General features: G+C 61.7%; 13 protein-coding genes. 6 read left to right on the top strand and 7 right to left on the bottom strand.

What is annotated here, in order from left to right; all coding sequences use genetic code 11:
* Positions 1 to 134: 134 nt before the first annotated feature.
* Positions 135 to 776, bottom strand: coding sequence for an HAD-IA family hydrolase (locus QBK88_RS27480; RefSeq protein ID WP_277964521.1), 642 nt, complete (start codon positions 774 to 776; stop codon positions 135 to 137).
* 346 nt (positions 777 to 1,122) lie between these two features.
* Between QBK88_RS27480 and QBK88_RS27475 the strand changes: the two genes are divergently transcribed.
* Positions 1,123 to 1,650 (top strand): hypothetical protein, encoded by a 528-nt coding sequence (locus tag QBK88_RS27475; RefSeq protein ID WP_277964520.1) that lies wholly within the window; start codon positions 1,123 to 1,125, stop codon positions 1,648 to 1,650.
* Between the two features lie 62 nt (positions 1,651 to 1,712).
* On the opposite strand, the gene mksF is transcribed toward QBK88_RS27475, so the two are convergent.
* Genes mksF through mksB form a run of 3 tightly spaced genes read right to left on the bottom strand, consistent with a single transcriptional unit; the run spans position 1,713 to position 6,494 of the window.
* Positions 1,713 to 4,547, bottom strand: coding sequence for an Mks condensin complex protein MksF (gene mksF, locus QBK88_RS27470; protein WP_277964519.1), 2,835 nt, complete (start codon positions 4,545 to 4,547; stop codon positions 1,713 to 1,715).
* Positions 4,544 to 5,215 carry an Mks condensin complex protein MksE gene (gene mksE, locus QBK88_RS27465; protein WP_158154016.1) on the bottom strand — a complete coding sequence of 224 codons (672 nt, stop codon included), beginning with the start codon at positions 5,213 to 5,215 and terminating at the stop codon, positions 4,544 to 4,546. The genes mksF and mksE overlap by 4 nt, the downstream gene beginning before the upstream one ends.
* Positions 5,205 to 6,494, bottom strand: coding sequence for an Mks condensin complex protein MksB (gene mksB, locus QBK88_RS27460; protein WP_277964518.1), 1,290 nt, complete (start codon positions 6,492 to 6,494; stop codon positions 5,205 to 5,207). The genes mksE and mksB overlap by 11 nt, the downstream gene beginning before the upstream one ends.
* A gap of 165 nt (positions 6,495 to 6,659) precedes the next feature.
* On the opposite strand from mksB, the gene QBK88_RS27455 reads away from it, so the two are divergent.
* A complete protein-coding gene (locus QBK88_RS27455) occupies positions 6,660 to 7,442 on the top strand; it encodes an energy transducer TonB (RefSeq protein WP_277964517.1) in 783 nt (260 codons plus the stop codon).
* A complete protein-coding gene (rimI, locus tag QBK88_RS27450; protein ID WP_277964516.1) occupies positions 7,435 to 7,887 on the top strand; it encodes a ribosomal protein S18-alanine N-acetyltransferase in 453 nt (150 codons plus the stop codon). Before QBK88_RS27455 ends, rimI begins: the two co-directional genes overlap by 8 nt.
* A 192-nt stretch (positions 7,888 to 8,079) precedes the next feature.
* Here rimI and QBK88_RS27445 read toward each other — a convergent pair whose 3' ends face one another.
* Positions 8,080 to 8,493, bottom strand: coding sequence for a serine kinase/phosphatase (locus QBK88_RS27445; protein WP_277964515.1), 414 nt, complete (start codon positions 8,491 to 8,493; stop codon positions 8,080 to 8,082).
* A 148-nt stretch (positions 8,494 to 8,641) separates the two neighbouring features.
* Between QBK88_RS27445 and can the strand changes: the two genes are divergently transcribed.
* Complete coding sequence (gene can / locus QBK88_RS27440; RefSeq protein WP_268145566.1) at positions 8,642 to 9,277, top strand: carbonate dehydratase; 636 nt, start codon at positions 8,642 to 8,644, stop codon at positions 9,275 to 9,277.
* Between the two features lie 22 nt (positions 9,278 to 9,299).
* On the opposite strand, the gene QBK88_RS27435 is transcribed toward can, so the two are convergent.
* Positions 9,300 to 10,463 (bottom strand): hypothetical protein, encoded by a 1,164-nt coding sequence (locus QBK88_RS27435; protein ID WP_277964514.1) that lies wholly within the window; start codon positions 10,461 to 10,463, stop codon positions 9,300 to 9,302.
* A 110-nt stretch (positions 10,464 to 10,573) separates the two neighbouring features.
* Here QBK88_RS27435 and QBK88_RS27430 point away from each other — a divergent pair, with 110 nt between their 5' ends.
* Positions 10,574 to 11,197, top strand: coding sequence for a D-Ala-D-Ala carboxypeptidase family metallohydrolase (locus tag QBK88_RS27430; RefSeq protein WP_277964513.1), 624 nt, complete (start codon positions 10,574 to 10,576; stop codon positions 11,195 to 11,197).
* Here the strand turns inward: QBK88_RS27430 and QBK88_RS27425 are convergent.
* Positions 11,150 to 12,007: a LysR family transcriptional regulator gene (locus QBK88_RS27425; protein WP_277964512.1), complete on the bottom strand. Its 858-nt coding sequence runs from the start codon at positions 12,005 to 12,007 to the stop codon at positions 11,150 to 11,152. The genes QBK88_RS27430 and QBK88_RS27425 overlap by 48 nt on opposite strands.
* A 106-nt stretch (positions 12,008 to 12,113) precedes the next feature.
* Between QBK88_RS27425 and QBK88_RS27420 the strand changes: the two genes are divergently transcribed.
* Entirely contained in the window at positions 12,114 to 12,512 is a 399-nt protein-coding gene (locus QBK88_RS27420) for a tautomerase family protein (protein ID WP_268145561.1), read from the top strand.
* Positions 12,513 to 12,514 lie beyond the last annotated feature (2 nt).

Genomic DNA, 12,514 nt, shown 5'->3' with positions numbered 1-12,514 from the left:
CTGACGTTCGCCGATGCGGCTGACGGTAAGCGGACGCAGCGGGCCAGCGAGATCGAGCGACTGCTACCACATAGCTGGGCGCCTGCTTAGCTACCCGACAGCCAGGTTGCTAAGAGCAGTCTCTATTCAACACGCTATACCGTGGAGGGGCATTGTGTGTCTTTGCCTATTACTTGTAGATCACTAATCTGCGCTTCAAGGTCGCTAGACTTCATCCAATAAATAGCGTTCCACCCTGACTCACGTGCGGCTTGAACATTAGCTTGAGTATCATCTATCAAGAGTAACTCTTCCGGTAGAAATCCGGACAGTCCGGTAATTTTTTTATAAAAATCAAGGCTTGGCTTTCGGCAAGACAGCGCCGCCGAGTAAAAGATGCCATCGCAGTAGTGCTCCAGACCAAGCGATTTCATTAAAAAATTTGCGCGTAGGTGTTCTTGATTAGACGCGAGAAATACTTTCACACCACGACGACGATGACGGGCCAGATCCGACAGCAACCCAAGGTTGAGCCGAGCATCGTTTTCAAACCAATAACTCAATAATCTATGCCGAGAAAGTTTCGGAGCAATGTCTGCCAGCACTGACTCAAGCCTCTCCTCTAGGCATAACTTGCCTGTAACTATAGCATCCCAGTAAGGCTCGAAGAGCGCCTTGTGGAGATCTGAGCTTGCTAGCCCGAGATCTTCCTCAAGAGATGAAGCCCAGCCCTCACCGTCGGAGGGGCGACCATCAACGACGACACCATCCACATCAACCATAAAAGCTTGAATCAACGTAGCCTCCGTCTGGCATCCCGTACTTCGCATTGCGAACAGATCCCAGCGCTTTCAGTTGGCATATTTCCCGAGTCGCAAGCATATGAGAACGGCTTGGATAGGTATAAGACTTGTTATGCATAACCTTAGGGCGCGCTCAGTTGCCAAGTGAGTTCGCCGAACGCTGACGGCTGACGCGCCTTGGCCGCGTCCCAGACGCCATGCGCTGTCAGGCAAACCGTTTGAAGCCCAGGCACCGAGTTGTACCAGGAAAACCTCCAATGCACGATGTTATTCCCGCTGAACATGGATCAGCGCGGGCGCTATCGTGTGGATGCTTTAAACCACATCAGGAGAAATTGAAATGGTATTCACCGAGCATCCCGAATTCAGCTTCAACGCATTGATTCAGTGGCACCCGGACAGCAGCAGCAACACCACGATGGCCGTGATGGATGCATCATCGATTGCGCCGGGCCATCTTGTTGGATCAGGTAACAGCAATGGGGCCAATAGCGCAATGGTCCGGCTCACCTGCGGATCTGCCGACGGGGATTACTACTATGAGATCACCGGGGATCAACGGGTTCAAAGGTTGCAAGACACAGCACTGGTAGCCGACGTCGACGGTTGGGTACGATTTGTTGACTTGGACACCGCGGTGCTGGGCCAGACGATATGGAGCCTCGGGGTAGACCCGAAAGCGTTCAAGAAAGGATCGCAGGTTGATATCGTATTGAAGGACGGTCGCGGACGGACTGTGAAAGGCGTAAAAGAGGGCGAGAAGGTTCACTTGAACCTGAACCGTGGCGAGCCAGTAAAGCTGTCGTTACTGCTCGATATGGATCATGAAGGCGAGTCGTTCTTTGATAAAATCAAGCTTGCTCCCTGACAAACACTAGTGTCAAAAGCGCCCCTTGAAGTAACCGAAAGGCTATTTCAAGGGGCGCCCTTTCACGCAGTTACTTCTTCAGCCTCATCATCTGCCACCACTGCCTTCACCACCTCATGACGACGGATGTACTTCCAGTCCGACTCATCAATGTAGATGCCGGCAGGCCCACTACCCCCTTCCAGGTCGATGGCCACATGCGCCGACACCTGCGGCTTCACGCTCGCCAGAATCGGTACGAAACCCAATTGCTGGCTGGTTTCCAGCAGCGCTGACTGGTTGCGTTCGTCGATGTCCGCCGCTTCGTCCAGGTAGTACGGCAGGCGAATACGCCCGGCCAGGTCACGGTCCATCAAGTGCAGCAACAAGTACATGTTGGTCAGCGCCTTGATGGTCATGGTAGTGCCGTTGGACGCCGCACCGTCGATGTCGGTGTGGATAATCGGCTGGCCATTGACCTTGGTGATCTCGAACGCCAGCTCGAACAGGTCCTTGAGGCCCAGCTGGTTATGGTTGGCGGCCACCAGGCGTGCCAGGTATTCCTTGGCCTCTTCGTTCTTGTTGTCTTGCTCGGCACTCTGGCTGAGGTCGAACACGGACAGGGTTTCGCCTTCTTCGTACTGGCCGGCGCTGTGGATGATCTGGTCGATGTGCTTGAGCGCTTCCTTGTTCGGTGCCAGCACGATACGGAAGCTCTGCAGGTTGGAGACCTGACGCTTGTTGATCTCGCGGTTGAACAGCGCCAGCTGGTGTTCGAGGCTGTCGTAGTCGCTGCGGATATTGCGCAGGGTACGGGCGATGTCGGTGACCGCGGCACGGCGTGCCTTGGCCAGGGTCAGGGCTTCGTCGGTGCGGTGGTCGTAAGCGTTGATCAGCAGTTGCAGGCGGCGCTCCATGTCGTCTTCGCTGTCGAACTTGGCCACCCCCTTGAGGCGTACCTGGGCATACAGCGCATCGATCTGGCCGTCGACGCGCTGCAGGCCTTGCCAGCTGTCCTGGTAGTCGTTGAGCAGCGGCAGCAGGTTGTCCATGGAATCGTCCACCGCCTCCATGAACGGCGTGCCGAAGGGCAGGTCGGCGGGTAGCAGTTGGCGACGGCGCAGGGCGTCATCCAGGGTGCGTTGCTTGGCTTCCATGTCGGCGATCTGTCGGCCTACCAGTTGCAGCTTGGCCGACAGTTGCTGAACACGCTCGGTAAAGGCATCGCTGGAACGCTTGAGTTCATCCTGGGCGGCTTCCATTTGCGCAAGCTGGTCCAGCTTGTCGCCTTCCTCGGCGCTCAGGGTCTGGGTGCGGCGGAAGTCTTCCAGGGCTTTCTGGGCATCGAGCACCTGTTGGTACAGGGTTTCGGTCTGCTCTTTGCTGGCTGCACGGTCGGAGGCCACCGCCTGTTGGGTCTTGAGCTGCTTGAGCTCTTTCTCCAGGCGCTCCTTCTGCTCGCGCAATGCGGCGCGGTCGGCCAGCGCCTGCAAGGCCGGCGGGTCGATGTGCGACAGGTCGATGGAAATGCCCGGTACCTCGAAGCGCTCGCCCTTGAAGCTATCCAGAATGGCCTCCAGGGATTTTACCCACGCATCGCTGTCATCCAGGGCAATGCCTTGCTCGCCCAAGGGCAAGCTGAACAATGCACTGTTGAACAGGCGCATCAGGCGTTCAACGTCCTGTTGCGAGAACTCTTCGCGCAGGCGGGCATAGCTGTTGTTGTCGGCGTGGTCGAGTTGCTGCTTTACCGACTTGAGGCGTTTTTCCAGGTCGCGCAGGCGTTCTTCCAGGTCTTCGGCACTGAACTGGCGCGACTGAGCCAGGGCACCGGCGAGTTCATCGTGGGCATCCTTGGCGGCCAGCAATTGCTGTTCCAGGGTTTTCACGTCGTTGACCAGAGCAAAGCGATGCTTGAGCACCGACAGCTCGCCCAGCCAGCGTTGCACACCGGTAATCTCGCGCTCCAGGCGCATCAGCTCCTGGGTACCGCCGCGCTGGTTGTTCTGCAGGGCGTCCTGTTCCTTGCGATAGTGCTCGGCCTGGATCACCAGCTCTTCCTTGCGCGCGCCGGAATAGTCCTGCCAGGTGCCGAGCAACGAGTCGAGGACCGGCGAAATACGGTGCAGCTTGCCGCGCAGGATATCGCGCTGGCGAACCCCGTTGGCCAGGGCCTCCACCAGTGGGCCGGCCGATACCAGTGAGTTGTAGTCCTGTTCCATGCGGCGCACGTCGCGGAAGGCTTCTTCGCAGGCGGCGATGTAGTCGACGCTGCCCGAGCGCAGGCTGTGCTCGAAGGCATCGAGGAACAGTTGCTTGAGCTTGGCGGCGGTGATCTCGCGCATGTGCAGCAAATTGATGAACAGGGCGCGGAAAGTCTTCAGGCTCTGCTCACTGGTGGAGCGCAGCGGAATCAGCGTCAGGTCCAGGGGCACCGACGTGTGGCCGCCAACCAGCAGGCGTCGCAGTTCATCAGGCTTGAGCTCGTAGGCTTTCAGGCCATTGCGCTCAAGGTTGGTGAACAGCTCTTTCTGCCGCAGGCAGGTATCGTTCTTCTGGTAGTGAGCCAGGTCCAGTTCGCCTTTGTAGGCGAAGAACTGGTGGCCGAAACCGCCGCCCGGGCCGCGGCCGACCACGCCGATGACGTGGGGGCCATGGGGCAGGGAGACTTCGCAGAGGATGTAGCTGGTGTCGCTGGCGAAGTAGAAGCGCCGCGATTGTTCCAGGCTGTACTTGCCGAAGCTCATGTCCGACATGCGGGCCAGAATCGGGAACTGCAGGGCGTTGATCGAGGCAGACTTGCCCAGGTTGTTGGCGCCGTACACCGATAGCGGGTTTTCCAGTGGGAACAGGCCCAGGCTGTAACCCGCGGTGTTCAGCAGGGCGAAGCGGCGGATGCCATAGCGTTCCTGGCTCATGCATCGATCTCCTGTTCTTCGGCAATGGCGCGTGCCAGGGCCTCTTCTTCCGACTCGTCGTTGTCTTCGATCACCACGATGTCGTCATCGTCCACCAGCACCGGGGTCGGCAACGGCAGGTCGCTGTGCAGGCTGGCCGCCAGGTTGCGGTCCTGCTGCACCGACAGGCACACGTCGAGGAAGCGGTGCATGGGCGGCAGGAAGCGGTACACGCCGTTCTCTTCGCCGGCGAAGCCCAACTGGGTCATGCGGCGCATGATTTTCTCTTCCAGCTCTTCGGGCGTCTGGACTTCGGCCTGCAGGAACAGGTCGCGGTATTTCTCCAGCAGCGAAGGCAGTTCGTCGCGGCCGATGCTGCCGCCGTCCAGCACGGCCATGGGGTCGCGCCCCTGGTCTGCCAGGTGTTCCACCAGGATGAAAGTGAACAGCGAGAGGCGCTGGGCAGTCTTGTTGACCTGGGCGGCAGCCTGCTCGGGCACGAAGTAGAAGAAGCCACGGGTGTCGCATACCAGGTCAAAGCCCAGCGCGCGGAACAGGCCGCGGTACTGGTCCTGCAGGTTGGACAGTTGCGCGTACAGCTCCGGGTCCCGACGGCTGATGTGGAAGCCCTTGAACAGCTCGCGGAAGATCGGCGCCAGCTGGGACATTTCGGACAGATCAAGATTCATGTGCAGTGCTCGCAGAGGGTTCCAGCGGCGCGGCCTTGGCCGCGGCAGCGCTGGAAAGCAGGGCGAAGGAGCGCAGGCTCACGCGGTGCTCCAGGGTGTGGTACTCGCGGCGCTCCAGGCGCTCGCGGGCAAAGCGTTTGTCCCGGGACAGGCGCGAGAACCAGTACAGCAGTTCATCGGTAGCGCCATCGGGTTCCTGTTCCAGCAACCAGGTCATCAGGTCGGGCAGGGGCAGGGCGTCTTCGCAGCGGTCGAGCATTTCCTTGACCGTGCGGGGTGCCTTGGGAGCATCGCCCTGGCGGGTCTTGTGCGCCTTGGGGAACTGCGCCGGCTTGGCTTCGAAACGGGCCAGGGCGTAGACGTAGGCTTCCACCTGGCTGGCACTGCCCAGGAAAGTGCTCTGGGGGCGGGTAAACATCGGCATGGCTGCTTGCGGCACCGCGTCCAGGCCTTTTCGGCGAATGGCCGACAGGGCCAGCGCGGCGCCACGGGTCACGGCGTTGTGCCGGCGCGCTTCTTCGCGCAACGGCAGCAGCAGTTCGCGGGCATGGCGCAGGGTCAGTTGGGCGCGGGTCTGCATTTCGAGGATGCGTGCGTGGGTGCGCAGCAACATGTCGTCATCCACGATGTGGCCCAGGCGCTGCTGCTCGGTCAGCATGCGCAGCAGCACGTTTTCGACCTTGCGCACGCCTTGCTCGAACGCACCGTCGGCGTTCACCAGCTGGATCATGGGCTCGACATACTCGTCCCAGGTGGCCAGCACTTCAGCGTAGCGCTGGCGCAGGGGAATCTGCCGGTCGCTGGTCTTGGCGCGTTCCGCCACGGCCACCAGGGCCTGCTCGTCGTTGTCGAGTTTCTTCAGCACGTCGCGGATACGCATATCCAGCAAGCGCAGTTGGCGGGCCAGGTCGTTGCCGTCGCGAATGTCGAAGGCATCTTGAATGTGCCCGGCCAGACGTTCCAGGTGGCGCAGGTAGGCTTCGATCTCAAGGCACAGGCCCAGGCGGTGCTCGCGACGCAGGTAAGCGAGGAAATCGTGGATCTGGGCATTGAGCTCGAAGCGGTTCGGGCTCTTGGCCACCGGCACCAGGATGTCCAGGCGGATCCACACGTCGAGCACGGCAGTGATGTCCTGCGGCGTGCTGTCCAGTTGCTGGGCAGCGACCTGCTGGCGAAGTTCGCTCAGGCTCAGGGTGCCCTGGTCGAAATGGGCACACAGCGGTTCGAGCAATGCCCAGTGTTCGGCGAGTGCGCGCAAGACGCGCTTGGGTTCGATCATTGGATGGCCGACTCGTTGCCAGATAAAAGGGGCGATTGTACTGCATCAGCCACCCGATCATTGAGCCCCTGATCGACTTGGCAGCGGTTTGTCGCGATCAACTGCGGCACGGCGCACAGAACGGCGGTAGAATTGGCGTTTAACTTATCCACAGATGGCCGCGCTTTGTTAATCGAGTCCAGTCGCCGCGCTTACCTGGCAGCCATGCAAGTGGTGCAATGGCTGCCGCGTACCGAATTGCCGTTCGCCGCGCCCTCGCGCCCTGAACTGCTGGCCCCGCCGACCCCGGTGGAGCCGCCGCCACAGGCCGCCATCCAGCCAGCAGCCGGCGCCAGTGTCGCCGTGCCGGCGGCGCGCGCGCCAGAACGGCCGAAAATCGAAGTGCCACGGCCCACGCCCAAGGCAGCCGTCAAGCCGGCACCCGAACCCGAGGCGGCCCCCGTGGCGCCGAAAGTGGTACAGGCGCCGCCGCCGCGCTTTGCCCTGCAACTGCTGCGCGCCGGTAGCTGCCTGATCCTGGTCGAGCTGCCCACCGGCGAGCCGTTCCAGAGCCGTGACCCCGCCTACCTGCTGCTCAAGGACATGCTGCGTGCCGCCGGCCTGCCTGACGCCCCGCAGATCATCGGCGAGCCGGTGCGCTGGCCGTTGCTGGCGAGGGGAAACCTGGACCAGGGGCCGGAGGCCGCCCGCGATTTCGTCCAGGGCTTCGTCCTGGCGCGCCTGGAAGACGCTCCCTGCGCCTGTCTTTGGCTGGTGGGCCTGCCTGCCGTGCGTTTTGCCGGCGAGGCCAATGCCGAAGATTACAACCGTGAGTTGCAGGTCGAGGGCCTGGGCGACGCCTGGTGCCTGCCCGGCCTGGAATTGTTGATGGACGAGCCGCAACGCAAGGCGGACGTCTGGAAAGCCATGCGCCGACTGATGGCGCGCTGGAAACCGAAGAATGACTGATGCCGTGACCTTCCGCCGGATGACCGAGGCGGACCTTGAAGCCGTATTGAAAATCGAATACGCCGCCTACAGTCACCCTTGGACGAGGGGTATTTTCCTCGACGGGTTGAAGTCTTACGAGATCTGGTTGATGTTCGAAGGCGAGCAGCAGGTGGGCCATGGGGTGATCAACGTGATCATCGACGAAGCGCATCTGCTCAACATCACCGTCAAGCCGGAAAGCCAGGGGCGCGGGCTGGGGCTGCTGCTACTGGAGCGGCTGATGAGCCGTGCCTACGAAATGAATGGTCGTGAGTGTTTTCTGGAAGTGCGCGATAGCAATCGCTCGGCTTACCGGTTGTACGAGCGCTTCGGCTTCAACGAAATTGGCCGACGCCGCGATTACTACCCGGTAGCGGGTGGGCGCGAAGATGCCCTGGTCATGGCCTGCACCTTGTTCGAATAGCCTGGCTGCCCCGTCGCAGGGCCGGGCGCTGTGGTGTTTCAGGCGCAACGCGGTGAAGCCTTCCCGAGCTTCGCCCGGTCCCACAGGAGAACCATCGCCACCGCATTCAACCCTGTGGGACCGGGCGCCAGCTCGGGAAGCAGTCGCTGCGGTATATCAGGCGCAATGCCGGTCCCCGCAGGAGCAGCATGTTCAGCGGCGTTCGGGTTTACCGTCCAATGGGTCCAACTGCGCCAGTTCAGCCTCGTCCAGGCCATCGCCGCCGCCTATGTCATCCTCATCGACGATGCTCAGCGACAGGTCCGCCGGCTGGCCACTACCGACTTCGTGGGGCGAGCGCGCGCCATCTTCATCAATCAGCGTTTCGGGGCTCATGTCATCATCGGTGGGGTTGTGGTCGTCCATCGACGCACCGGTCATCCCAGCCTCGCGCACTCGGCTGGGCGGCTGGTCCTGATCGATCTCGGCCTGGGTGATTTCATCACCAATCTTTGCCGTAGGCTCGTCCTCGTCCAGATGCAGCTCCTCCATGGAGCCCATGCGGTCTTCGTTGTCATCGATGGGCGCTGGTTGCGGAGCGTGCATCGGGCGGTGTGACTCGGTCATGGTAATTCCTCATGTTTGGGGCCTTAATAGGGTGGACCCATGGCCTTCATGAAGATTCCGCCTGTTTTGCACCGGCCATCGCGGCAAGCGCGTGACCTGCCAGGCGCGGCGCCAGTCATAGCTTGCGCACCAATATCGAGGCTAGAACATGAATGATCTACAGGAACTGATTGATAACAACGCCCGCTGGGCTGAAGGCATCAAGCAGAAGGATCCCGACTTCTTCGCCAAGCTGGCCCGCCAGCAGACCCCCGAGTATCTCTGGATCGGCTGCTCCGATGCCCGGGTACCTGCCAACGAAATCGTCGGCATGCTGCCCGGCGATCTGTTTGTACACCGCAACGTTGCCAACGTGGTGCTGCACACCGACCTCAACTGCCTGTCGGTGATCCAGTACGCCGTGGACGTGCTCAAGGTCAAACACATCCTGGTCACTGGCCACTATGGCTGCGGCGGCGTGCGAGCGTCCATGCAGGACCGCCAGTTCGGCCTGATCGACGGCTGGCTGCGTTCGATCCGCGACCTGTACTACGAGCACCGTTTGGCCTTGGCCGAACTGCCGACCGAGGAAGAGCAGGTCGACCGGCTGTGCGAACTGAACGTGATCCAGCAGGTGGCCAACGTTGCCCACACCAGCATCGTCCAGAACGCCTGGCACCGCGGCCAGAGCCTGTCGGTGCATGGCTGCATCTACGGCATCAAGGACGGCCGCTGGAAGAGCCTGGGCGCCAACATCAGCGGCTTTGAGCAGCTGCCGCCGCAATACCGTCTGCGCCCGCTTTGATCTGTAGCTCCCCCACAGACAGCTACAGGCTTGAGTCCGGCAGTGCCATTGGTGCTGCCAGGCTTTTCAACGCTCGGTTGGCCGGTGCCGTTGCGCACGCTTGCTTGGCCTTGTCCGGGGTATCGCCGCGCACGCTGGTGTAGAACAGCTCACAGGTCTGATCCTTCTGCGCCACCTGCCACTTCTGCGTGCAGGCACTCAAGGTCGCCTGGGCGTCCGCTTTCGGGTTGCTGCCCATTCCCGCCTGCCAACAGGCCGCGCTCAAGTCCTGCCCCATCACTTTCAAACCGGCTTCGTCGGCCTGCTGCTGATTGCCATCGTGGTTGGCAGGGTCTGCCGCGTACCAGATATAGCTCGGGTGGTTCGCGCCCAGTACCGGGACATTCTTGCCAGGGTTGGGGCTGATGGTCGCAAGCCCGAGCACGGCCACGTTCTGGCCGTACTGTGCCTTGATCCAGTTGCGCACCGGTGCGCCGAACGCCACCATCGGCAAGGTCTGCCCCGCCAGGTTCTGGCTGACTTCCTTGACCATGGTGGTCTGGTAGTCCTTGAAGTAATCGTACACACCGGCCAGGTCGCTGCCCGCGGTGGCAGGTGCGGCGATCGGGGCGATGTCTATGATGGTCTGGTAGCCGGGCGTCTGTTCGGCGGGCACGCCGTTCTCGGTCAGCAAGGTGGCCCAACGGTCGGTGGTCTTGGAGTTCAAGTAGTCCTGGAACTGGGTCAGCGAATAGTCCGGCGGGAAGTGCAGCAGTTCGACGCTGCGGCGGTTCTCCAGGGCCATGCCCAGTGGCAGGAACAGCGACCAGTTGTAGGCCCACTTGTTGTCGGTATTGAGTTGGCTGGCACCCTTGTAGGCCAGGTCGCCGGCGTTGAGCAGTTGCGTAAGGGGCTGGTCGTAGTTGTCCGGCACACCGCTCAGGGTAGCGAATACCTGCTGGTTGTCGCGGGTCACGGTGACCTTGGCCTGGGCATAACCGTCGCGCTGCAGGCTTTGGGTCAGGTAGTGCTCCACGGTTTGCTCCAGCGTCCAGTTGCGGTAGCAGATGACGCTGCAGTTGTTGGGGTAGGCGAACAGCTGGGTCACGCGCTGGGCGCTGCCCAGGTCGATCTGGATATCGGCGTGGGCGGTGCCAGCCAGGGTCAGGGCGGCAAGGGCGGTGGCGAGCGCTGAGGCTTTTTGCATGCATAACTCCGTGTCAGTGTTGGCGCCCCGGTCGCGGGGTTGGCCGGTGCATAGTGCGCGAGTGCAGGTGGCCGGGGAATGGCTGGAGGGGAAAAATTTTGCATGCAATCATGAAAACGTTGTGGGTGGCGCTGGCACTCGGCAGCCCAACGGTTGGCGCCGCTGATGACCGCGATGAAGCGCAGTTCGTGCAGTGGTTTCGCCATCACGACACCGCCGCCTTCGAGCGGTTTCTGGTGCAGCGCAAGGTCGACGCTGTGGTGCCGCTTTATCAGCTGTTGCGCAGCGCCAGCGACTGGCAATCTTGTCACGCCCAGCCCTTTGCGGTGCCTCCGCCCAGCCACTGGCCGGCAGTGGAGTCGACATTGCGGCTGCTGGATGCCTTGCGCCAACAGGGCGTACTGACACGGTTCGAGGTGGTCTCCGCTTACCGCAATGCGCGTTTGAACGCTTGTGCGGGCGGCGCTGCCCATAGCGCCCACACCCAGGCCTTCGCCGTGGACCTGGCTTTTCCTGATGCCAGCGCCCAGCCGCAGCGCCTGTGCGATTTCTGGAAGCAGCATGGCGGTGAGTGGAACCTTGGGCTGAGCCGTTACCCGTCCGGGCGCGTACACCTGGACACGACGGGCTACCGCACCTGGGGCGATGACTACCGCGCGACGACGTCGTATTGCCTGGCGCCGGCCTCAGACCAGATGAGGCCTGAGCATACCCAGGACGTCCCGGGCCAGTGAGCCGCTGCGTTCATTCACCCGCGCACGAAATTGAACGCCAGGCAGCGCCGGTAGTTGCCAGTGAGCCGGAACCGGAACCACGCCGGGCGGGATCGACGACTCATTCAGGCAAGCCACGCCCAGCCCGGCGCTGAGGGCCGATTGCAGTCCAGCGACGCCCGATGCCGAATGCGCCACCAGGTAAGGCTGGCGGGCGCGCTCGAGGATATTCAAGGCCAACCCTTGCAGCGAGCAACTGGCTGGCAGAATCACCAGCGGCAGGGTGGCGGGGCGGTCTTGCAGCAAGTGCTCGGCCACCACCCACTGCAGTTTTTCGTTGCGTACAGGCTCAACACCCTCGGCTGGCGAGGGTGTGTCCTCCAGCACTATCTGCATGTACAGGCCGATGTCGAAGTCATCAGGTTGGGCCTCTATCAGCGCACTCTTGCGAATGGTCACGTGCAGGCGCAGGCCGGGGTAACGGTCGGCCAAGCGCTTGAGCAGCGGCGCTATGGCGTTGGGCCGGAAATAGTCGGTAATCAGCAAGCGCAGGTCACCGCTCAGGCGTGTGCCGCGCATGTCGTGGAACGCCTGTTCATTGAGGTCCAGCAACTGCCGGGCATGGGTCAGCAAGCGTTCGCCCATCGGTGTCAGGCGGGTGCCACGCTTGCTGCGGCTGAACAACTGCTGCCCGCAGAACGCCTCCAGTTTCTGCAACTGTTCGCTGACGGCTGATTGGGAGCGGTGCAGGCGTTCGGCGGCAGCCGACAGGGTGCCGACTTCGGCCACTACGGTGAGGGTATGCAGTAGGTCAAGATCGAAGCGAAGCATGGTTACCCAGCCTTTTGCCGATGGATGCCTTCTGAATATCCCGCTTTTCCGATGGCTGTACAAGGTTGAATATCGCCTTGCACACTACCCACGAAGGAGCGACATCATGCCTGGCCTGTCCCTGTTGATTTCCGGTGAACCGAAACCTGACCTGGTCCCCGTGCTAGCGCGGGAGCTGACCGAACTGACCTGTGCAGTACTCGACAAGCAGCAGCAGAGCACTACCGTGCTCGTCGATTTTCTGCCCCGGGCCCAGTGGTTTATCCACAACCGCAGCCTGGCCGAGCTAGGCAAGGACGCCTTCCGCCTGCAAGTGACGGTCACCGACGAGACCACCACCAAGGACCAGAAGGCGCGGTTCCAGCGCGAGGCCTATGCACTGCTGGCCGAACGCATCGGCAACCTGCACTCGCACTCCAACGTGCACCTGATCGATTGTCGGGCCGGAACCTACAGTTACGCTGGGGTGACCCAGGAGTACCGTTACCAGCACCCCCAGGCGTGAGG

The sequence above is a fragment of the Pseudomonas sp. RIT-To-2 genome (assembly GCF_029623465.1).
GTDB lineage: Bacteria > Pseudomonadota > Gammaproteobacteria > Pseudomonadales > Pseudomonadaceae > Aquipseudomonas > Aquipseudomonas silvicola.
This window is presented reverse-complemented; position numbering and strand designations above follow the sequence as displayed.